The 21,545-nt window shown below is 71.0% G+C and carries 18 protein-coding genes and 1 tRNA gene; 7 read left to right on the top strand and 12 right to left on the bottom strand.

Annotated elements, in window-relative coordinates; all coding sequences use genetic code 11:
• Positions 1-56: 56 nt before the first annotated feature.
• From OG878_RS25255 to OG878_RS25245, 3 genes are all read left to right on the top strand, one after another.
• A tRNA-Lys gene (locus tag OG878_RS25255) sits at positions 57-130 on the top strand.
• A gap of 540 nt (positions 131-670) precedes the next feature.
• The gene (locus tag OG878_RS25250) at positions 671-2,599 is read left to right on the top strand and encodes a glycosyltransferase family 2 protein (RefSeq protein ID WP_328888882.1); all 1,929 of its coding nucleotides are present in this window, start codon (positions 671-673) and stop codon (positions 2,597-2,599) included.
• Positions 2,596-4,530, top strand: a complete 1,935-nt coding sequence (locus OG878_RS25245) for a kelch motif-containing protein (RefSeq protein WP_328888881.1) — start codon at positions 2,596-2,598, stop codon at positions 4,528-4,530. The genes OG878_RS25250 and OG878_RS25245 overlap by 4 nt, the downstream gene beginning before the upstream one ends.
• Positions 4,531-4,599: 69 nt before the next feature.
• Here OG878_RS25245 and OG878_RS25240 read toward each other — a convergent pair whose 3' ends face one another.
• The 6 genes from OG878_RS25240 to OG878_RS25215 all read right to left on the bottom strand — a co-directional run bounded on the left by OG878_RS25240 (position 4,600) and on the right by OG878_RS25215 (position 11,040).
• Positions 4,600-5,613, bottom strand: a complete 1,014-nt coding sequence (locus tag OG878_RS25240) for a glycoside hydrolase family 6 protein (RefSeq protein WP_328888880.1) — start codon at positions 5,611-5,613, stop codon at positions 4,600-4,602.
• Positions 5,614-5,929: 316 nt separating this feature from the next.
• Positions 5,930-6,700: a class F sortase gene (locus OG878_RS25235; protein WP_328888879.1), complete on the bottom strand. Its 771-nt coding sequence runs from the start codon at positions 6,698-6,700 to the stop codon at positions 5,930-5,932.
• 5 nt (positions 6,701-6,705) lie between these two features.
• Positions 6,706-7,293 carry a hypothetical protein gene (locus OG878_RS25230; RefSeq protein WP_328888878.1) on the bottom strand — a complete coding sequence of 196 codons (588 nt, stop codon included), beginning with the start codon at positions 7,291-7,293 and terminating at the stop codon, positions 6,706-6,708.
• Positions 7,294-7,430: 137 nt separating this feature from the next.
• Positions 7,431-8,219 (bottom strand): HAD-IIA family hydrolase, encoded by a 789-nt coding sequence (locus tag OG878_RS25225; RefSeq protein WP_328888877.1) that lies wholly within the window; start codon positions 8,217-8,219, stop codon positions 7,431-7,433.
• Between the two features lie 268 nt (positions 8,220-8,487).
• Positions 8,488-9,651 (bottom strand): LPXTG cell wall anchor domain-containing protein, encoded by a 1,164-nt coding sequence (locus tag OG878_RS25220; RefSeq protein WP_328888876.1) that lies wholly within the window; start codon positions 9,649-9,651, stop codon positions 8,488-8,490.
• A 273-nt stretch (positions 9,652-9,924) separates the two neighbouring features.
• The gene (locus OG878_RS25215) at positions 9,925-11,040 is read right to left on the bottom strand and encodes an ROK family transcriptional regulator (RefSeq protein ID WP_328888875.1); all 1,116 of its coding nucleotides are present in this window, start codon (positions 11,038-11,040) and stop codon (positions 9,925-9,927) included.
• A gap of 56 nt (positions 11,041-11,096) precedes the next feature.
• Here OG878_RS25215 and OG878_RS25210 point away from each other — a divergent pair, with 56 nt between their 5' ends.
• Both OG878_RS25210 and OG878_RS25205 read left to right on the top strand, forming a co-directional pair.
• A complete protein-coding gene (locus OG878_RS25210) occupies positions 11,097-12,212 on the top strand; it encodes a Gfo/Idh/MocA family oxidoreductase (RefSeq protein ID WP_328888874.1) in 1,116 nt (371 codons plus the stop codon).
• On the top strand, positions 12,209-12,685 hold the full coding sequence (locus OG878_RS25205; protein WP_328888873.1) for a heme-degrading domain-containing protein: 477 nt from the start codon (positions 12,209-12,211) through the stop codon (positions 12,683-12,685). Before OG878_RS25210 ends, OG878_RS25205 begins: the two co-directional genes overlap by 4 nt.
• 78 nt (positions 12,686-12,763) lie before the next feature.
• Here OG878_RS25205 and OG878_RS25200 read toward each other — a convergent pair whose 3' ends face one another.
• The 6 genes from OG878_RS25200 to OG878_RS25175 all read right to left on the bottom strand — a co-directional run bounded on the left by OG878_RS25200 (position 12,764) and on the right by OG878_RS25175 (position 18,046).
• Entirely contained in the window at positions 12,764-13,624 is an 861-nt protein-coding gene (locus OG878_RS25200) for a fumarylacetoacetate hydrolase family protein (protein ID WP_328888872.1), read from the bottom strand.
• 159 nt (positions 13,625-13,783) lie between these two features.
• On the bottom strand, positions 13,784-14,554 hold the full coding sequence (locus tag OG878_RS25195) for a YidC/Oxa1 family membrane protein insertase (RefSeq protein WP_328888871.1): 771 nt from the start codon (positions 14,552-14,554) through the stop codon (positions 13,784-13,786).
• Between the two features lie 127 nt (positions 14,555-14,681).
• On the bottom strand, positions 14,682-15,014 hold the full coding sequence (locus tag OG878_RS25190; protein WP_328888870.1) for a DUF6412 domain-containing protein: 333 nt from the start codon (positions 15,012-15,014) through the stop codon (positions 14,682-14,684).
• A 476-nt stretch (positions 15,015-15,490) separates the two neighbouring features.
• Positions 15,491-17,071 carry a sodium:solute symporter family protein gene (locus OG878_RS25185; protein ID WP_328888869.1) on the bottom strand — a complete coding sequence of 527 codons (1,581 nt, stop codon included), beginning with the start codon at positions 17,069-17,071 and terminating at the stop codon, positions 15,491-15,493.
• Positions 17,068-17,226 carry a DUF3311 domain-containing protein gene (locus OG878_RS25180; protein ID WP_078852680.1) on the bottom strand — a complete coding sequence of 53 codons (159 nt, stop codon included), beginning with the start codon at positions 17,224-17,226 and terminating at the stop codon, positions 17,068-17,070. Before OG878_RS25180 ends, OG878_RS25185 begins: the two co-directional genes overlap by 4 nt.
• A 55-nt stretch (positions 17,227-17,281) precedes the next feature.
• Positions 17,282-18,046, bottom strand: a complete 765-nt coding sequence (locus OG878_RS25175; RefSeq protein ID WP_328891377.1) for a class E sortase — start codon at positions 18,044-18,046, stop codon at positions 17,282-17,284.
• Between the two features lie 108 nt (positions 18,047-18,154).
• Here OG878_RS25175 and OG878_RS25170 point away from each other — a divergent pair, with 108 nt between their 5' ends.
• Together OG878_RS25170 and OG878_RS25160 are read left to right on the top strand one after the other, a co-directional pair.
• Positions 18,155-19,153 (top strand): SEC-C domain-containing protein, encoded by a 999-nt coding sequence (locus OG878_RS25170; protein WP_328888868.1) that lies wholly within the window; start codon positions 18,155-18,157, stop codon positions 19,151-19,153.
• Between the two features lie 917 nt (positions 19,154-20,070).
• Positions 20,071-21,501, top strand: coding sequence for a selenium-binding protein SBP56-related protein (locus OG878_RS25160; RefSeq protein WP_328888867.1), 1,431 nt, complete (start codon positions 20,071-20,073; stop codon positions 21,499-21,501).
• Positions 21,502-21,545: the final 44 nt, after the last annotated feature.

Raw genomic sequence — 21,545 nt, 5'->3', positions numbered from 1 at the left:
ACGGGAAATGGTCAGGAGCACACCTGGCAGTCCGGTAGAGTTCTCCAGGTCAGCAGGCGCCGCTAGCTCAGTTGGTTAGAGCAGCTGACTCTTAATCAGCGGGTCCGGGGTTCGAGTCCCTGGCGGCGCACGCAAAGTCAAGGCCCTCTCACCGAGCGTGAGGGGGCCTTGTTCGTATGCGCTCAGCCACTCCACAGCCGGCGAGCCGCATCGGCCGGCCATGATCGACGGGCCGCCACCGGCCGGCATCTACCCCGCCCGACCGCCTCCACACCCTCGCCCAGCAGCCCGAAGGCTCCCTCGCGCACCTCCGTGCGCCCCCCTTCACAAGAGCCACCAAATCGTACATCTAACCGGTAAACACCCTGTTTCACCCTTGCGGCAACGACCTGGGCCATACAACCTGTCATGGGGTCATCGGCTTCAACCAACCCGATGGCGCCCGCAGTTGGAGGGCAGTACGGGGGAAGTTCCGGTTGTCGGACCGCGGGGTGGGGGCCCGCTCACGGGCGGATGCCACGACGGCATCCTGCAACCGGAAGGGCCCCGTCCCGTGCCTCAGGGGACGGTGGCCCGCCACGATGCCGCCCGTGGCCGACCGAGGGGGGATCGGCCGCGGGCGGGACGACCGACCGATCACGCACTGACCATGCGTGCAGGGGGATGACCCATGACGTCGACGCCGACAGGCGCCGGGCAGGACAATGCCTCTTCCCGGACCGCACAGCTGCGGTCACCGCACCGGGTCCGGACCGGGACCCGGCGGCGGCACCCGAAGAAGGCGCTGCCGCGTTACGACTACGAGCACTACAGCCGCCTCGCCGGGCCACTGACCCAGCCCGATCCCGACAAGCCCTACACCGTCCGGTTCCGCTCGCTGCTCTCGCAGGAGCCGCACAGAATCCGCGCGGCGCTCCTGCTCGGCGCCGCACCGCTCGTCTCGCTCGGCCTGTTCGTGTGGCTGATGCAGCCCGAGCACTGGACGCAGCGCGACCCGAACCTCAAGAACGGCACGCTGCTGGTCCTCGACATCGTCATGCTCGTCTCGATCGGCCTGATCGAGCTCTTCCGCACGATGAACGTCCTGTCGAACGCGCACGCGACGCTGGTCGCGCGCGACCCGGTCCCGGTCGTGCCGGAGTCCGGTACCCGAGTCGCCTTCCTCACCTCCTTCGTCCCGGGCAAGGAGCCCTTGGCGATGGTGACGAAGACCCTCGAAGCCTCGGTTCGCATCCGGCACCGCGGGCCGATGGACGTCTGGCTGCTCGACGAGGGCGACGACCCGGCGGTGAAGGAGGTCTGCGCCCGGCTCGGGGTGCACCACTTCTCCCGCAAGGGTGTCCCGCACTGGAACCAGGCCAAGGGCGCGCACCGCGCGAGGACCAAGCACGGCAATTACAACGCCTGGCTCGACGCGCACGGCAGCGCGTACGAATTCTTCGCCTCGGTCGACACCGATCACGTACCGCTGCCCAACTACCTGGAGCGGATGCTCGGCTACTTCCGTGACCCGGACGTCGGCTTCGTCATCGGCCCGCAGGTCTACGGCAACTACGACACGTTCGTCACGAAGGCCGCCGAATCCCAGCAGTTCCTCTTCCACGCGCTGATCCAGCGCGCGGGCAACCGCTACGGCGCCCCGATGTTCGTCGGCACCAGCAACGCCGTACGAATATCGGCCCTCCGCCAGATCGGCGGCCTGTACGACTCGATCACCGAGGACATGGCGACCGGCTTCGAGATGCACCGCGCCCGCAATCCGCGCACCGGCCGCACCTGGCGCTCCGTGTACACCCCGGACGTCCTGGCCGTCGGCGAGGGTCCGACCGCGTGGACGGACTTCTTCACCCAGCAGTTGCGCTGGTCGCGCGGGACGTACGAGACGATCCTCAAGCAGTACTGGCGAGGGATCGGGACACTCCCCTTCGGCAAGCTCTTCAACTACACGATGATGATCATCTTCTACCCGATGTCCGCTCTGAACTGGATTCTGGCGGCGCTCAGTTGCGCGCTGTTCCTGGGCATGGGCGCCTCGGGTGTGCAGATCGACCCCGTCGTCTGGATGATGCTGTACGGCAACGCATCGGCACTCCAGATCGGCCTGTACATCTGGAACCGGCGGCACAACGTCTCGCCGCACGAGCCCGAGGGCTCCGGCGGACTGGCGGGCATGATGATGTCCGCGCTCTCCGCCCCGGTCTACGCACGTTCCCTGATGGATGCCGTGCTGCGCCGCAGGAGCTCGTTCGTGGTGACGCCCAAGGGCGACTCGTCCAGCCCGGACACGCTGTTCGGCACCTTCCGCATCCATCTCTTCTTCATGCTGGTCTTCGGCGGTTCCCTGATCGCCTCCTTCGTCCTCGGCCACAGCCACCCGGCGATGCTCACCTGGGCCACGCTGGCCCTGCTGATCACTGCGGCGCCGATCCTCGGCTGGCGGTACACCGTCCACACGGAGAAGAGGAAGCGGCGCGTCGGGCCACCGCCGCCGCAGGGCGCCGCACCCGCCCCGCGCCCGGCGCACGCCCCGCAGGAGAGACCCGACCGGGTCCTGGACGAACACACGATGCAGAGCGCCCTGGGGGGACGTAAGCGATGACGTACCGTCCGAGCCGCCGTACCCGCCGCATGGCGATCAGTACGGCGGTGGTTCTGGCGCTCGCGGCAACGAACGGGCCGTGGCTGTACCGGTTCGGCAGCGAGCGCTACCACGCGTACACGATCGACAAACCGGAGTACAAGGCCGCCAACGGCCACTGGGATCTCCTGGACGTCCCGTCCGCGTTCAGGATCAACACGATCCATGCCGCGCTGCTGCACACCGGCAAGGTGCTGCTCGTCGCGGGCTCCGGCAACAACCAGAAGAACTTCGACGCCAAGAGCTTCCGGTCCGTGCTCTGGGACCCGAAGACCGACACGTTCACGAACATCCCCACGCCCAGGGACATGTTCTGCTCCGGCCACACCCAGCTGCCCGACGGCAGGCTGCTGATAGCCGGCGGCACGAAGCGGTACGAGAAGCTCGAGGGCGATGTCACCAGGGCCGGCGGCCTGATGATCGTCCACAACGAGAACCCGGACAAGCCGGTCACCCTGCCCGCAGGCACCCGGTTCACCGGCAGGGAGAACGGGAAGACGTTCGTCTCCAAGGATCCGGTGCTGGTGCAACGGGCCACCAAGGTCTTCGACAAGCGCACCGGCGCGTTCCTGCGCAACGACCCCGGGCTCGGCCGGATCTACGTCGAGGCCGAGAAGTCCGGCACGGCGTTCGAGACGGGCGCCCAGGACAACTACCGGATCACCGGCCTCTCCGGCTCCGACACCCGCAACGTCTACGGGATCGCCCAGAAGCTCGCCCTCGACAAGAAGGACTTCCAGGGCATCCGCGAGGCATACGAGTTCGACCCGGTCGCGGAGAAGTACGTCTCCGTCGACCCGATGAACGAGGCACGCTGGTACCCGACACTCACCACGCTCGCCGACGGCAGGGTCCTCGCCCTGTCCGGGCTCGACGAGATCGGGCAGATCGTGCCCGGCAAGGACGAGATCTACGACCCGAGAACCAAGAAGTGGCGGTACACCGGCATCGTCCGGAGGTTTCCCACCTACCCAGCGGTCTTTCTCCTCCCCGACGGCAGGCTCTTCTACTCCGGCTCGAACGCCGGATACGGCCCCGCCGACGTCGGCCGCGACCCCGGCATCTGGGACCTGGCGACCAACCGGTTCAAGAAGATCCCCGGACTGAGCGACGCCGACGAGATGGAGACGTCGGCGACGGTACGGCTGCCTCCCGCCCAGGACGAGAAATTCATGGTCATCGGCGGGGGCGGGGTCGGCGAGTCGGCGAGGTCCAGCGAGAAGTCCCGGCTGGTCGACCTGTCGGCGCCCGATCCGAGGTTCAGGGACGGCGCCCCGCTCGCCGAGGGCACCCGCTACCCGAGCGCCTCGCTGCTGCCCGACGACTCGGTGCTGGTCACCGGCGGCTCCGACGACTACCGGGGGCGCGGCGGCTCGAACATCCTGCAGGCACGGCTCTATGACGCGAGGACGGACACCTACGAGCGGGTCGCCGACCCCGCGGTCGGCCGCAACTACCACTCGGGGTCCGTACTGCTCCCCGACGGACGCGTCATGATCTTCGGCTCGGACTCTCTCTTCGCCGACAGGGCGAACACCCGCCCCGCCGTCTTCGAGCAGCGCATCGAGCTCTACACACCGCCGTACCTGTACCGCGACGCGCGCCCGGTGCTGACTGCGGGGCCGAAGAGCCTGGCGCGCGGTGGGACGGGGATGTTCGCGACCGCGCAGGGGGCGGCGATCACGTCGGCGAGGCTGATGCGGCCGAGCGCGGTGACGCATGTGACGGACACCGACCAGCGTTCGGTGGAGTTGGGGCTGAAGAAGACGGCGGGGGGCATCTCGGTGACGGTGCCGAGGAACCGGGCGCTGGTGCCGTCGGGCTGGTACATGCTGTTCGTGACGGACGCGAGGGGGACGCCGTCGGAGGGCACGTGGGTGAAGGTCCCCTGAAGCCGCATCCGGCCCGCTCGGCGACCGTTCAGCCTCCTTCGCCGGGCGGGCTCCGTCGCGGCACGCCCCCTACTTCGTGTTGTGAGCCAGTTCCAGCGCGTACTCCGGCCACCACGCCCCCGCCTTCGGACCGCCCTTGCAGGCGCCGTCCGACTCTCCCGGCCGCTTGACCCAGAGATAGGCGTCGACCAGGTCCTCACCGGTGCGGGTGGTCGGCGGTTCGCCGAGCGCACGGCCCGGGGGGTTGCACCAGTTCTCCTTCGGATCGCCGCCACCATAGGGGCCGTTGCCGTTGCGGCTGGTGTCGATCACGAACGGCTTGTTGCCGACCTTCGCCGACAACTGCTTGCCGAAGTCCGTACTGGACTCCGTGGTCTGGAAGTTGGAGACGTTGACGGCGAATCCGTCCGCGTCGGCGATGCCCGCCCGCCGAAGCGGCCGGAAGAGCGCGTCGGGGGTGTGCCAGCCGGCGTTGCCCGCGTCCATGTAAACGCGGGTGTGGGGCAGTTGCCTCAATCTCCGGACGGCGCCCCGCAGGAGGTCGTACCGCTCCTCGTGGAACTCCTGCGGAGTGCAGCCGTCGACGAGGTGCAGCAACGCGTCCGGCTCCAGGACCACCGTGGCGCGGCGGTCGCCGATGCCCTGGGCGACCTTCTCCAGCCAGGCACGGTAGGCGCTGCCGTCGGCGGCGCCGCCCTTCGAGAACTGGCCGCAGTCGCGGTGCGGGATGTTGTAGAGGACGAGCAGCGCCTCCCGGCCGGCCTTCGCGGCCGCCTCGGTGAAGCCCTCGGCCTCGGCCTCGGGGTTGTCCGGGCCGATCCACTCGCCGACCGGCTGCCGGGCGATCTTCCTGATCAGTTCGGCGTTCCTGTCGTCGCCGTCCTTGAGGTACGCGGCGACCTGGCGGGCCGCGTTCCCGTCGGGGTTGACCCAGTACGGGTCGCCACCACCGGGCCGGCGACCGGCCTCGGCGGAATTCCCGTCCCCGTCGCCGCCGGCCGGGGAACACCCCGCGAGCAGCACCATCGCGCCGATCGCGGCCACTGCTCCCGCACGCAACCGGGCGGTGCAATTGCCGTACATCCACTCCCCCTTGGGTGCCGGACAGGTCCGGGCGCGTCCATCGTGGCACACCCCGGGTGTCCGACTTGCCCGTATGTACGAGGACGTTCGCGGACGACAGACTCGTGACCGGTTCTGGACGTACCGTCAAAAAACGACTGGGCCAAGACCGTTCACCGTCCTAGAGTGTTCACCGGTGGCCCATACGCCCCCTTGCCCTCCCGTGTCGGCGCCGGGCTTCTCCCGCAGCCCGCGCACCGCGGTCGAGGACCGGCCCGGCTGGCGCCCCAGGGGGAAAAGGGCGGCCGGCCGGGCCAGGTATCCGTCTCCGCTCCGCTCAGGACGCCCCTGCGCGGGCCTGATGGACATGAGCGCGGCCCTTGTCGGCGGACTCGGCCGGCTTGTGCACGGCCTCGGCCGGCTCGACTGCGGCCGCGGCGGACTTGTCCGCCGCCTTCTCCCCGGTCAGATAGGCCGAGACGACCACATTGGCGGTGTACTCCCGCAACGCGCGGTCGAACGCGCCGCCGCAGGTGATCAGCCGCAGCTCGGCCCGTCCGTCCTTGCGGGGCCCGTACGCCTTCTGGGCGTTGAAGCGTTTCCGGGTGATTACCTGGACGTCGTCGATGGTGAATTCGGCGACCGTCCCGTCCGCACGGACCACCCGGACCTTCGCACCGGGGCGGGCCGCGCTCAGCCCGTAGAAGACGGCCGGTTTGGTCTGGGTGTCGACGTGGCCGACGAAGAGGGCGGTGCCGGCCGCGCCGGGCCGGGTGCCGCCGTCGTACCAGCCGACCGCCTTCGGCGAGGCGAAGGACGGCGGGTCGATCGCTCCCGCCGCGTTCAGGCCGCGGGCGACGACGGGCGCCTTGATGCCGATGGAGGGGATCTCCACCCGCTCCGGCGCCGCACCCTTGATCGGGGCGTGCGCGGCGGGCAGAGGTACGCCGAAGGGCCGCCCGACCGCGGCGACGTCACCGGTGGTCGGGCCGGAGCCGGATCCGTCGGCGAGGCCACGGCCCCAGAGCCACAGACCCAGTAGCAGGATGGCCCAGGCCACACCGGTGAGCAGCCGGCCGTTGCCTGCCGGGCGGTTCGAGGCGGGCATCTCACTCAGTCCGTGACCGGGCGGCGACGGCGGGCGCTGCGCAGGGCGACGGCGACGGCCGCGACGGCTGCCAGGACCAGCCCGATCACGGTGTGCACGGTGCCGGGGCCGGACTGCTCGGCGGTTTCGCCGGCAAGGACGGTTGCGGTGCCACCGCCTCCGGCGGCGACCGGGGCGATCGGCGTGAGGGGGGCGGTGCTGCCGCGGTCGACGACGGTGACGGTGCCGGACGCCTGGGTGTTCTTGTCGTCGTCGCAGGTCACCCAGATGTCGTAGTCGCCGGCCGGGGCGTCGGGACGGACCTTGGCCTCGGCGAAGAGCCCGTCACTGCCTTCGGGCGAGAAGCTCGCGTCGGATTCGAAGGCGTCGGAGACCCCTTTGGCCTTGTCGGTCTTGCAGCCGTCGAACTGCAGGTCCACTTCACCCCCGGGGGCGACGGAGGAGGGATCGACCGAGAGGGTCGCGCGGGACACGGAGTCCTTGTCGCGGCCGGAGTCCGATCCGGAGTCGGAGTCGGCCAGTGCGACCGGGGCGGACAGCAGGGTCGCCGCGACCACCGCTGCTCCACAGAACGTGAGGGGTATGGAACGCATCGTGAACCTCCTTAGGGAAGGTTCACGCTTCCGGCGGGTTTTCGCATCCGCAGGGGCGGCGGCGCTGGTCAGCGGGGGTGCCGCGGAAGGGTCCGGGAACGTTTCCCCGTACCCCTTCCGCCGGATGCCCGCCGGGATCAGCCCACGTCGACGAGGTCGACCAGATCGGCGATGGAGTCGACGACCGTGGACGGCCGGAAGGGGTAACGGTCTATGTCGGCGGGGGTCGTCAGACCGGTCAGCACCAGGAAGGTGTGCATACCCGCCTCCAGGCCGGCCAGCACGTCGGTGTCCATCCGGTCACCGATCATGGCGCTGGTCTCGGAGTGGGCACCGATCGCGTTCAGCCCGGTGCGCATCATCAGCGGGTTGGGCTTGCCCGCGAAGTACGGGTCCTTGCCGGTGGCCTTGGTGATCAGCGCGGCGACGGCACCGGTGGCGGGCAGCGGGCCCTCGGCGGACGGGCCGGTCTCGTCCGGGTTGGTGCAGATGAAGCGGGCGCCACCGTTGATCAGCCGGATCGCCTTGGTGAGCGCCTCGAAGGAGTAGGTCCGGGTCTCACCGAGAACCACGTAGTCGGGGTCGTGGTCGGTGAGGACGTACCCGATGTCGTGCAGCGCGGTGGTGAGTCCGGCCTCGCCGATGACGTACGCGGTGCCGCCGGGCCGCTGGTCGTCGAGGAACTTCGCGGTGGCCAGGGCGGAGGTCCAGATGTTCTCCACCGGCACGTCCAGGCCCATGCGTGCCAGCCGCGCGTGCAGGTCGCGCGCCGTGTAGATCGAGTTGTTGGTGAGCACCAGGAACGGCAGCCCGGACTCCCGCAACCGCTTGATGAAGGCGTCTGCACCGGGGATCGGCGTGCCTTCGTGGATGAGGACTCCGTCCATGTCGGTGAGCCAGGATGTGATCGGCTTGCGCTCTGCCATGTGGGACTCCTGCCGTACGCCGTGTGCGGGGACGCCGGCGGCACCGCGTTGTGCAGCGCCGACATCCCCGATTTTAGGCCGAGGCGCTGGTGGGCCAAGGGGCCCGTACCGGTTTGCGGGATCCGGCCGGCGAGGGCCGGCGCCTCGCCCCGGTCATGGCTGACGCGCAGCAACGTGGCGTCGGTCAACTCCCGGTGCAGACAGTCCAGTTCAACGGATCTTTCGGAGCGCGGCCGGGCGCGGGGCGCAGAGCGTCCGGCGCCGCGGGTCAGCGACGGGCACGGCGCAGCCGCCTGGACCACGCCAGGAGGGCGGCGCCGCCGAGCAGCAGGGCCGCGGCCGTGGCCAGCGCGGGCCAGGGGTTGGTGGAGGTCCGGCCGGTCTTGGCGAGCTCGGGAAGGTCCTGCGGGGCCCGGTCGGCGCCCGGGACCCGTCCGGAGGCAGGGGGGTTCTGCGTGCCACCGACGTTCCCGAGACCGTCCACGCCGCCGACGGCATCGGTGTCGCCGGTGCCACCGATGGCTCCGGTGCCGTCGGTGGCACCGGTGCCGTCGGTGGCACCGGTGCCGTCGATGCCGCCGACTGCTCCGGTCGCGCTGTCCCCGGTTCCGTCGGGAGCGGTGTCCCGCCCCCGGTCGCCGCTCCCCGCCACATCGCCGGTCCCGCCCACATCGGTGCTCTCGCCGGTGCCGGAGGTGTCTCCGGTGTCACCGACCTCACCCGTGTCACCGGTATCGCCGATATCCCCGGTGTCGCCGTCGTCCTCGATGACGTTGAAGGCGTAGTCGTCGGACTCGCCGACCCAGTCCCCGTCGTCCTTGGGCTTCGTCCTGCCGTCGGCGCTCACGGCGCGATGCCGCTGGACGATCGCGGCCGTGGCGGTGATCCGGCCGGGCCCGGTGTCGGAGGTGAACGCCATCCGGACCCGGACGGTGACCGTGCGGCCCGCGGGGACGGTGAAGCCCTCGAAGGCGTCGTCCCCCTCACCGCCGCCGAAGACTCCGATGTGCTCGTCGCGGTCGGTCGTCTCCCAGCTGACACGGTGCTGGACGTCGGGCTGGGCCTGCTCGGAGAACTCCAGCTGGATCTGGTCGGAAGTCAGCCTCCGGTCCTCGTCGACGAGGACCAGGACCGGATGGATGGACCGGCAGGACTCGGAGGTCGTGTTGGTCAGATCCAGCAGCCAGGTGCCGTAGCCGCCGCCCGGGGTGTACTCCTGCGGGCCGCCGTGGATCCGCGTCGCGATCGGGAAGTCGTCCGAATCCGGTGAACCGCAGGCGGGCTGCTGGTCGGCGGTGACGGAGAGCGCGGGGACCGTGGCGGCAGCGGCGGCGGTCGGGCCGCCGAGGACAGCGGGGACCACGCTGGCGACGGCCAGCCCGAGGGCGATTCCGTGACGCGGCCGCGCGGGGGCCGGTGAGGCGGAAGCCACGGGCGGGGACGGCGGAGGCGACGACGGTGGCGGTGCGGACGGTAGGTCCGGGGACGGCTGGGGGGACATAGGGGGCACCCTTCGCTGCTCGCGAACGGTCGGATCGCCCCGTGCCCGGAGGTCACCGGCTGTCGGCGGCGACGCTGTCACGCGCGCGCGACCCGCAGGGCACCGACATGCCGGGGTGCCGCCCGGTCGGCCGACTCCGGCCCCTCGATCGGCCCACGTCCGTATCGCTCCAACGGCCCTGGCCGTGATCCGTCGGTCACAGCACTAGGCGCCGCCGCTGCCGACCCGCCCGAACAGCGGGGCGAGGACCAGCTGCGCGGCCCCCTCGGCGACCGGCCTGCCGCCACCGGCCGTGGTGACGAGCGGCACGCTCGCGCCGGTGCCGTCGCGCCGGACGCGTTCCTCGATCACGGAGCGGACCCCTCGTACGTACGTGTCCGGATCGGCGCCGACGGTACGGCCGCCCAGCACGACCCGGTCGATGTCGAGCAGCCCGACCAGGTTGGCGGCGCCGGTTCCGAGCACCCGCGCGGCCTCCGCGACATCGCCGTCGGCGACGGCGGCGAGGCAGAGCGCCTCGATGCAGCCGCGCCCGCCGCAGGTGCACGGCGGGCCGTCCAGTGCCACGGTCTGATGCCCGAACTCACCGGCACCCGTGCGGGGCCCGCGGTGCAACGCCCCGCCGAGGAACAGCCCGGCACCCAGCCCGGTCCCGAGATGCAGATACGCGAAGTCGCCCGGGCCGTCGGCCCGCAGGGCGAGCCCGAGGGCGGCGGCGTTGGTGTCCTTGTCGACGACGACGGGCAGGCCGGTGCGGGCGGCGAGGGCGTCCCGGAGCGGGAAGCCGTCCCACTGCGGAAACCCGGTGACACGGTGCAGCACGCCCCCGCGGTGATCCAGCGGTCCCGGCACGGCGACGCCGGTCCCGAGCACGGTGCGCGTGGGCCCGGCACCGTCCGCGTCCCCCAGCAGGGCCACGATCTCGCCGGCCGTCACCGCGACCACGTCCCCGGCCGGCGCACCGAAGTCCAGCGGCGCCCTGCGGCTCGCGACGACCGTCCCCGACAGGTCGACCAGGACCGCCGTCAGCTCGTCGCGGTCCAGGTGCAGCCCCACCGCGTGCCCCGCGTCCGGGACCAGGCGCAGCACCGTGCGCGGCTTGCCGCCCGTGGACGCGCGATGGCCGGCCTCCGCCGCCAGGCCCTCCGCCCGCAGCCGGGCGGTGATCTTGCTGACGGCCTGCGGCGTGAGCCCCGTCCGTTCCGCCAGCTCCAGCCGGCTGATGCCCCGCTCGCCCGCGACACGCAGCAGGTCCAGCACGAGCGCCGCGTTGTGGCTGCGCAGTGTCGGCAGATTTGCCCCGGCATTACTCCTGTTCACGGCCCCATTGTCCCTCTCGCTTGCACTTTGGCAACAGCGTTGCTTAAGTGGATTGCATGACTGGCATCACGACTCCCCTCCGCGTCGGACTCGTCGGCTACGGCCTGGCGGGCTCCGTCTTCCACGCCCCGCTGATCGCCACGACCGAGGGGCTCGTCCTCGACACGGTCGTCACGTCGAACGAGGAGCGGCGGACACAGGCCCGCGCCGAGTTCCCCGACGTCACCTTCGCCGCATCGCCCGACGAGCTGTGGGCCCGTGCGGACGGCCCCGACGCGCTCGACCTGATCGTGATCGCCTCCCCCAACAGGACCCACGTCCCGATCGCGACGGCCGCGCTCAAGGCCGGTCTGCCGGTCGTCGTGGACAAGCCGATCGCCGGCACGGCCGCCGAGGCGCGCGAGCTCGCCGCGCTGGCCGAGGAGCGCGGCCTGCTGCTCTCGGTGTTCCAGAACCGCCGCTGGGACAACGACTTCCTGACCCTCGCCCGGCTGATCGCGGACGGCGAGCTCGGTGACGTACAGCGCTTCGAGTCCCGTTTCGAGCGGTGGCGCCCGCAGCTGAAGGGCGGCTGGCGCGAGTCGGGCGACCCGCAGGAGATCGGCGGGCTGCTGTACGACCTGGGCAGCCACGTCGTCGACCAGGCGCTCATGCTCTTCGGCCCGGCCGTGCGGGTGTACGCGGAGACCGACGCGCGCCGCCCCGGCTCCGCCACCGACGACGACACCTTCCTCGCGATCACCCATGCGAACGGGGTCCGCTCGCATCTGTACGTCAGCGCCACGACCGCCCAGCTCGGCCCGCGTTTCCGGGTGCTCGGCTCGAAGGCCGGTTATGTGAAGCACGGGCTGGACCCGCAGGAGGCCGCCCTGCGCGACGGCCACCGCCCGTCCGCCGACGGCGGCTGGGGCGAGGAGCCGGAGGAGCTGTGGGGCCGCATCGGTTCGGGCGAGTCGCCGCTGACGGGTGGCGGCGCCCCGGTCCGTACCCTGCCGGGTGACTACCCCGCGTACTACGCGGCGGTCGCTGACGCGGTGCGCGGCAAGGGTGACAATCCGGTGACGGCCCTGCAGGCCGCCGCCGCCCTCGACGTCCTGGAGGCCGCCCGCCGCTCGGCCCGCGAAGGCGTCACCGTAACCCTGCCCACCGTTTCCGAGGAGCAGACCGCATGAACCCCACCGCTCCGACCATCTCCGAGCTCATCGCCCAGGAGCGCCGGCTGACGCTGCCGCATTTCAGCTACGACGACGCGTACGCGCTCGGCGGCCTGCTCGTCTCCATGGCCCGGGAGCGGCACGCGCCGGTCGCGATCGACATCCGGCGCGGTGCCCAGCAGCTGTTCCATGCCGCGCTGCCCGGTTCCAGCGCCGACAACGACGCGTGGATCGACCGCAAGCGCAAGGTGGTCGAGCGGTACGGCGAGAGCTCGTACCTGGTCGGGACGCGGTTCCGGGCGAAGGGGACGACGTTCGAGGACTCCTCGCGGCTGGACCCGGACACGTATGCCGCGCACGGCGGTTCGTTCCCGATCGCCGTCGAGGGCGCGGGCGTGATCGGCTCGGTCACGGTCTCGGGTCTGCCGCAGGCGGACGACCACGCACTGGTCGTCGAGGCGCTGGAGCGGTTCGCCACCTCGATCGTCTGATGGCATGCAGGAGGGGTGGGGCACTGCCGGCGCAGCACCCCACCCCTCCGATCTTTGAACAGAAGAGCAGCAGAGCGGTTACGCGCCCTTGAGCTCCTGCCGCTGCCGCCCCAGCCCCTCGATCTCCAGCTCGACGACGTCGCCCGCCTTCAGATACGGCTTGGGCTCCGGCTGCCCCAGGGCCACCCCGGCCGGCGTGCCGGTGTTGATGACATCGCCCGGGTACAGCGTCATGAAGTGGCTGAGGTAGCGCACGACCTCGCCCACCGGGAAGATCTGGTCGGCGGTCGTGCCGTCCTGCTTCAGCTCGCCGTTGACCCAGAGCTTCAGCGGCAGCGCCTGCGGGTCGGGCACCTCGTCGGCCGTCACCAGCCAGGGCCCCAGCGGGTTGAACGTCTCGCAGTTCTTGCCCTTGTCCCAGGTGCCGCCGCGCTCGATCTGGAACTCGCGCTCGGAGACGTCGTGCGCGACCGCGTACCCGGCGACATGACCGAGGGCCTCCTCGGCGGAGTCCAGGTAGCGGGCGGTGCGGCCGATGACGACGGCGAGCTCGACCTCCCAGTCGGTCTTACGGCTGCCGCGCGGCACCAGCACGGTGTCCTCGGGTCCGACGACGGTGTCCGGGGCCTTGAAGAAGAGGATCGGCTCGTCCGGAATCGCCGCGCCGGTCTCGGTGGCGTGGTCGTGGTAGTTCAGCCCGATGCACACGATCTTGCCGATCCGGGCGAGCGGCGGCCCGACCCGGAGCCCGTCGGCGTCGAGTACGGGCAGCTCGCCGGGCGCGGCCGCGGCGGCCCGAACCCGGGCCAGCGCGGGCTCGTCGGCGAGCAGGCCGCCGTCGATGTCGGTGACGATGCCCGACAGGTCACGCAGCGTTCCGTCCTGGTCCAGCAGCGCCGGTCGTTCCGCACCTGCCGTACCCACGCGAAGCAGCTTCAACGGTCTGTCTCCCCTTGGTCGAGATCGGGCCCGTCGGATGGGTGGCGGCCATCGCAGGCTTGGCCGATCCTCCAAGACATCGGATCACTCCGCAAGACCCTGTTCACACACTGGACCGGCCTGCCCGCGGTGACGGTTGCGCCGCGTTGGCCCCGCCCCTTACGCCACGGTGGCCATGGCGGCGCCCGCGACCGGCATGTCGCGGTAGAGCACGGTCCGCTCGACCGCGGTCCAGGTGGTGCTCGTGACGATGTAGAGCGCGGCGGCGAGCGGCACGTACGCGATCGAGACGAGCGTGAAGAAGGACATCAGCGGCATCAGTTTCGTCATCGCACCCATGCCCGGCATCGGCTGCCCGTCGGGCCCCGTGGCGGAAGCGGTGGGGGCGGCGGCGAGCTGGCGCTTCGTACGCCGGTAGTTGAAGGTGGCGACGGCAGCGACGATCACGAAGAGACCGAGATAGACGACGCCCTGTGCACCGAGCGGCCCGCCGTGCGCGAGCGCGTTGTGCCAGCGCTCGCCGAGCGGGGCGCCGAAGAGCTCGTGGCTGAGCAGCGCGTTGGGGTCGCCGCCGATCTTCTGGCTGGAGAAGAGGTGGTAGAGCAGGAAGAAGGCGGGCATCTGGAGAAGGCTGGGCAGACAGCCCGACAGCGGCGAGACCTTCTCCTCCTTGTGCAGTTCCATGAGCGCCTTCTGCATGCGCTCGGGGTTCTTGCCGTGCTTCTTGCGCAACTCGGCGATCTGCGGCTGGAGTCTGGTGCGGGCCTTCTGCCCGCGCGCCGCGGCCCGCGACAGCGGGTGCACGGCGAGCCGCACCAGCGCCGTGAAGAGGACGATCGCGGCAGCGGTGGCGGCGCCCTGGAAGAGCGGGTGGAGCAGATCGGCGAAGGCGCCGACCAGACTGGCGAAAGCGGACATGAAGACGGACATGGATGAGCCCTCCGGGGGTCTCGTCGTGCCGGGGAAGAGAGTTCTGGCTCGGCATGACGGCCCGCGTGGGGGTCCGCCGGGTACGCGAATGCGCGTGTACCCAGGCAAAAGAAGGTGGGCGAAGTCCCTACGCGGCCGTCAGGAGGGCACGGCCGGGGGCTCGGGGCCGCCTGCGTCCCTTGGCGTCGGGGTCGCGCTGCGGCAGGAACGCGGTGCGTTTCTCGCGGTCGCGCATGGCGGTACGGACCTGGGTGCGGGGCACCGGGGCGGCGCAGCGGGCGCTGATGACCGAGCAGGCGACGAGTGCGGAGCCGGCGGCCGCAGTGGCGGCGAGCGCGACTGCGGCGGAGAGGCTGCCGCCCTCGGCGAGGAGCACTTCGACGAGGAGGAAGAGCAGGAGTCCGACGGGCCGGGGCAGCCGGGTGATGCCCTTGCGCAGACGGTTCATGCTGCTGCTCATCGGCCCTCCCCCGCTCACATCTCGGTCACTCGGTCTTCCGGCGCGCGTGTACGCGGCCCTTCAGCCGTTATACACGATGCCGCCGAGAGGGGGCCCGGCGTCGGACGGGCGCTGCCTCCGCCGGCGCGTGGTGCGAACAGGGCGCGGCCGACCGGATGACCGGGGTCCGGGGCGGGCCCGCCGCCCGGCCGCAACCCGATGTCCTCGGGCGGTACGGCCCGGGCGCGGGCCGGGCCGTTGCCGTATCCCCGGCTCCGTTCCGTACGCGGCGTGGGGCGACGAGCCGCAGCGGGTGCGTGCCGGGGATGCTCGCCGCCCCACACGCCGAGGGTGCGGACGACCGGCCGGACGGTTTTGCCGCTGCCGGTGAGGAGGCGTTCGTCACACGGCGGGGACTGCTGGTAGCGACGCCGGGCCCGGACGCGGCGAAACGGTACCGCTCCCGGTCATGACGGCCCCGGTGGCGACGGTGGGCGTCACTCTCCTGCGGGACCGCCGCCCGCCTCGCCGGCGCCCGCCCCGACAAGCTCCGGATCCCCGGCCGCTTCCGTGCCTCCGGTCCTCCCCGATTCGTACGCTGCGTCCGCTTCGTCGCGCGCGAGCACATCGCTGTCCGGGCGGTCGTCGTGCGCGCGCGGACCGGCGTACGTCACCGCGAGCGCGACGGCGAGGTTGGCTCCGAGCGCGACGATGCCCGCGTTCACGCCCCACACCGGATCGTGCTCGGTAAACACGAACCCGCAGACCACCCCCACGCCCACGACCAGCCCGGCCATCGCGCCGAGCAGCGTCAGCCGTCGCCACATCAGTCCCAGTAGCACCATGGGAAGCAGCTGCGCCATCCCCTCGTACGAGATGAGGGAGAGCCGCACCAGTGTGTTCGGCGCGGTGTACGTCAGCACGAGCGCGATCGCACCCGCGGCCACGACGACGGTCTGCGCGGCGCCCTTCTGCCGCTGCTGCCAGCGCGGCACGAGCGAGAGCACGCTCCGTCCCCACATGGTGCCGATGACGAGCATGAAGACGGCCATGGGCACGATCGACGACAGCGCGGCCGCCACCCCGATGACGCCGACGGCCCAGGCGGGCAGCGAATCCACGACGAGCTTGAAGAGCGCGAGGTTGGACTCGGCGCCGACGAGCCCCGGCACGACGAAGAGGGCGGCCATGCCGAGCAGCATCGGGACGAAGAGCAGCACGTTGTACGCCGGCAGCCACATCGCGTTGCGGCGCAGCACGTCGGCGTTCTTCGCACCGAGGTAGCCGGCGACGGTGGTCGGGAAGATCACCACGGTGAGGGAGTTGAGGAACGAGGTGGTGATGAACCAGGCCTGCCCGAGCCCGCTGTCGCCGTGCCCGGGGAAGGTCAGCCACTCGCTCTTCTCGGTGACGAGCCGGTCGAGGAAGGCCTCGTACCCGCCGAAGTAGTGCAGGGGTACGTAGAAGGCGAGGAACCCGAGCGTGGCGATCACCAGTACGTCCTTGAGCACGGACACCCAGGCGCTGCCGCGCAGCCCGCTGACCACGACGAATCCGGTGGTGACGGCGAAGGCGACGAAGTAGGCCCAGTTCAGGCTGATGGCACCGTACGAGATGGTGGAGACGACGACGCCCATGCCGGTGATCTGGAGCTGGATGTACGGCAGCAGGAACACGGTCGCGAGGACCGCGACGAGGGCGCCGAGCCAGGGCCGCCCGAAGCGGTGCGCGACCATGTCGGTGATCCCGACGAGCCCGTGCCGGCGCGCGTACGCCCAGAGCATCGGCCCGACGACGTACCCGACGGCGTAGCCGCAGGACATGTACGCCACCACATAGAGCACGGGGGCCCCGTAGTTGTAGCCCCATCCCGCGGCGCCGAGATAGCTGAAGCTGGTGTAGCCCTCACCGGCCATCAGCACCCAGATGAAGACGGTCCCGAGACTGCGCCCGCCGACGGACCACTCGGCAAGCCCGTCACGGCCCCTGTTCCCGCGGCCTCGCACGGCGAGGAGCCCGAGAGCGACGGTGATTACCATGAAGGCCCCGAAGACGGAGGTCGCGACCGCGGCGTTCACCGGCGGTCCCCCCGCCGGGTCAGCCACACCGCGACGGGTGTCAGCAGGGTCGCCCCGAGCAGCCACACGAAGAGGAACGGCAGTCCGAGCACGACGGGACGGACCCGGTTCACGAACGGCAGCGCCCCCAGGTACAGCACGTAGGGAACCAGCAACCACAACAACTGCGGACGTCGACTGAGCACGTCGGAAGAGCTTAGCGACGCGGCACTAGCGACCTCGCACCCCCGCCAGCCTCCCCCAGACGACCAGGCGGTACCGGGAGGTGAATTCGGGCGTGCACGTGGTCAGCGTCACATAGGAACCGGGCTCGCTGTACCCGACGGCGGGCTTCAGATTGCTGCGCGGCACGGCGGCGATGACCCCGCTGTCCCGGGCGGCGGTCTGCGCCAGCGTCTTGTCGACGACGTACGTGTAGACGTGCTCCCGGGTCTCGACGGTGATCCGGTCACCGCGCCGCAGCCGGTTGATGTAGCGGAACGGTTCGCCGTGGGTGTTGCGATGCCCGGCGAGCGCGAAGTTCCCGGTGGCGCCGGGCTGCGCGGTGCGCGGGTAGTGCCCGACGTACCCCTTGTCGAGGACACCGCTCTTGCTGATGCCCTGGGCGACGGGGGCGGTGAGCCCGAGACGCGGGATGCGGAGGACCGCGTAGGCCTGGTCCCAGCGGGGTGCGGAAGCTGCCGTCGCGGGTGCACCACCCGCCCGCGGGCGCCCGCCCCCCTTGCCTTCGTCCGTATCCGCATCCCCCTGCGCCGGGGCGGACGGAACAACCGGGTCCCCGCCCCACTCCTGCCCCCACTCCTGCTCCAGGGACTGCACGGTGTGCCGGGCATCGGCCCTGGCCTGCCGGTTGGTCCACCACAGCTGATGGACCACGAGGAGCAGCAACACCGCACCGAGCGTGACCACCGCCTCGGCGCCCGCCCAGAGCCCGCGCGCGGCTACGCGCCGCCCGCGCCGGCGCCGTTGCACCATGACCGGTATCCGCTCCCTCACGGCCCGCACGATAAGGGCATGACCCGTAACTCTCCAGGGTCGGAACAACCCTCCGTGCAGCCGCCGTACAGCAGTACGGTGTGGTTCATGCGCCCCGACACGCCTGCTGACCACATCGCCGAAGCCGAGCGCCTGCTGCGCACGGCGGCGCAGTACCCCGACGACCGGGAACCGCTGCACCTGAGGGCCGCAGCCCACCTGGAACTCGCCGGCGAACGCGCCCGCGCCGCCACCCTCTACGACGAACTCCTCGCCACGAACACCGCCGACCCGCACCTGATCAAGGCCCTCAAGGCCTCGAACCTCTGGGAGTACGGCCACGACGCCGAGGCCCGCGCCATCATCGAAGGCATCCGCACGGCGGGCCCCCTCGAAGCGGGCCCCTGGCAGATCGCGGCCGAGACCCTGGAATCGCACGACGAGCTGGAGTCGGCCCACGACTACTTCACGACCGCGCTGACCCTGCTCCTGACACCCGGCGAGGAAGTCCCGTACGCCACCCAGTCCCTGCTGACCGGCCGCCACCGGGTACGACGCCTGCTGGGTGTCGAGCACGACGTCTGGGACGAACTGACCGACACGCTCCACACCGCCACGGTCCCGCTGGACGAGCTCCACGACCCGAAACGGCTGTGGTCACTGGGCTCCTCCGACCCGGGCGAGCTCCAGGCCGAGATCACCCGCCTCCGCGCCGAACTGGGCACCTACCGCACCGCGCTCTCCCGTCCGTTCCCGGTGGCGGTCCTGCACTGGACGGAACCGGAACTGAACGAGCTCATCGCCGCGTACCCCACCCTGCACGCGGAGTACCCCTCCCACACCGACCACCTCGCCGACCTGGAAGCCGCCCTCCGCGACCTCCACTCCGCGGGCACCCCGAACCTGGGCATCGTCACAGGCACGGTCCCCTCGTACGAGGCCTTCGCCGCCTCGGAAGCCGCCTCCCCTTCCGACCCGAACCTCCTCCCCCAGTACGCCACCACGCTCGCCGCCCGCGGCCGGGCGGTGCCGTGGCCGCCGGCCCGGAACGCGGCTTGCTGGTGCGGGTCGGGGCGGGCCTATCGGGAGTGTCACGGGGTGGCGTAGCAACCTGGGAAGGCCACCGCATCGTTGAAGGGCCCCTCCGGATCCTCCACCCGGATCGGGGCCCTTCTCCTGCGTCTTCTCGCAGCCGGCGCTCGACACAGCCGACCACAACAAGGCACGCGATCTGGGGACGAACCAGCATCTGACAGCGGCCGGTTGGACCGTTCTGCGCTTCTGGGAGCACGAGCAGCCCGAGAACGCCGTGCGACTCGTCGTCGAGGCACACACAGGCCGAAATGCCACCGAATCTCTCCAGCCTCGATCCTGCATGAGGGTTCGTCAGCCGCCTGACGGACCCTCATGTCCGTTCAGAGCGGGAGTTTCTGCTTGTGGGCAGGTTGCGCGAGGACCACCTGCTCCGGATCGCCTGCGGACTGCGCTTCCCCACCCCGGTGGGGGACCGGATCCGTCCCGGCGGGGCCGGGACGGCGAGCACAACACGTCCTTCGCCGGCCTCGTGGCCGGCAAGGTCATGCCGTTGCCGGAGGCGTCGAGCCTGCTGAGGTGTGAGGTCCCGCCGTTGAATCCGCACCATCGAGCCGCGGCTGCGGAAGTTCCCGGGGCCGTCGCCGAGCGGCGTCGGTCACACACGGTCTGTGTCTCCCGTCGGCTGCTGCGGTCGCCGTCCGGTCGCTCAGGCCGGATCAGCGAGCGGCGTCCGACACGGTCGGATGCCGCGGCCGGAAAGTCCGGCTGCGTTCTGCGCCGCGGCTTCCGGGCGTGCCGGAGACGAGCCGCGCGCTGCGGCCTGTCCGCACCTCCGCGCTGCCGCCCTGGCAGTGGTCCGGGGGCTGTGAAACGCTGAATCCATGGCATCAATGTCCGGCGTCTGTACATCGATCTCGAACGACTGAGCCCGGCTGCCTGTCGGGAGAGTCCCACGGATCCAGGCTCCCGTTCGGGAGAACGGAAACGCCATGACGACGACCGACCGCGCTCACGACCGCGACGACCACAGGGACCCCACCTTGTACCGCACTCCGGCGGACGCGGTCGCCGCACCCCGGGAGAAGCTCGCCTATGTCGTCGGGTTCGACCCGGCCGCACAGCGCGCGGATGCCCTGTTCACGGTCGGCACCGACCCCGAATCCCCCGTGTACGGCCGCGTGACCTCCCACGTCGAGCTGCCCGGCCTGGGCAACGAACTGCACCACTTCGGCTGGAACGCCTGCTCGAGCGCGCTGGCGCATGCCGGTCATCATCACGCTGCGCGGCGCTACCTGATCGTTCCGGGACTGCGCTCCTCCCGGCTGCACGTCTTCGACACCGACCCCGATCCCGCCCGCCCCCGCCTCGTCAAAACGGTCGAGGCCGAGGAGTTGGCCGCCAAGGCCGGATACTCGCGTCCGCACACACTCCACTGCGGCCCCGACGGCATGTTCCTGTCCTGCCTGGGCGGCGCGAACGGTGCGGACGGGCCTGGCGGCGTCGCCCTGCTGGACCACGAAAGCTTCGAAGTGCTGCGCGCCTGGGAGAGCGACCGCGGACCGCAGCGGCTCGCCTACGACGTCTGGTGGCATCTGCGCCAGAACATCGCCGTGACCAGCGAGTGGGGGAGCCCCTCGATGGTCGAGGACGGCCTTGTCCCCGAACTGCTACTGGGCCGCCAGTACGGCCACTCACTGCATTTCTGGGAGCTGGACTCCGGCCGGCACCTGCAACGCGTCGATCTGGGGGATGAGAACCAGATGGTGCTGGAGCTGCGTCCCGCGCACGACCCCGAGGCAACATGGGGATTCACGAACACCGTGGTCGACGTGGAGGACCTGTCGGCGTCCGTGTGGCTGTGGAATCGAGAGGGCGATCACTTCGTGGTCCGCAAGGTGATCACCGTCCCTGCCGAGCCCGCGCGAACGGAGGACCTGCCCCCAGCGCTGCAGCCGTTCGGCGCCGTGCCCCCGCTCATCACCGACATCGACCTGTCGGTGGACGACCAGTGGCTGTACGTATCCGCATGGGGAACCGGCGAGCTGTTCCAGTACGACGTGAGCGACCCGTTCCATCCGAGGCAGACCTCGTCCGTGCGTCTTGGCGGCGTCGTCGGCCGACAGCCGTTCCCCGCCGAGCCGGACATTCCGCTGACCGGCGGAACCCAGATGGTCGAACTCAGCCGTGACGGGCGGCGCGTGTACCTGACGAACTCCCTGTACTCCGCCTGGGACGCGCAGCTCTATCCCGCGGGTATCGACCCCTGGATGGTCAAACTCGACGCCGACCCCGCGCACGGCGGGCTCTCCGTCGACAGCAGCTTCTTCCCGCACGGCCCGGACTTCCTCGGCTTGCGCGTGCACCAGACGCGCTTGCAAGGCGGCGACGCCTCCTCGGATTCGTACTGCTACCGCCGCTGACCGCTCATGCCCCGCCGCCTCGGGCGCCGGCGCCCGAGGCGGCT

It is taken from the genome of Streptomyces sp. NBC_00316, assembly GCF_036158715.1.
In the GTDB taxonomy this organism is placed as follows: Bacteria; Actinomycetota; Actinomycetes; order Streptomycetales; family Streptomycetaceae; genus Streptomyces.
The sequence above is the reverse complement of the archived record's forward strand: the minus strand, read 5'-3'. Positions and strand labels throughout refer to the sequence as shown.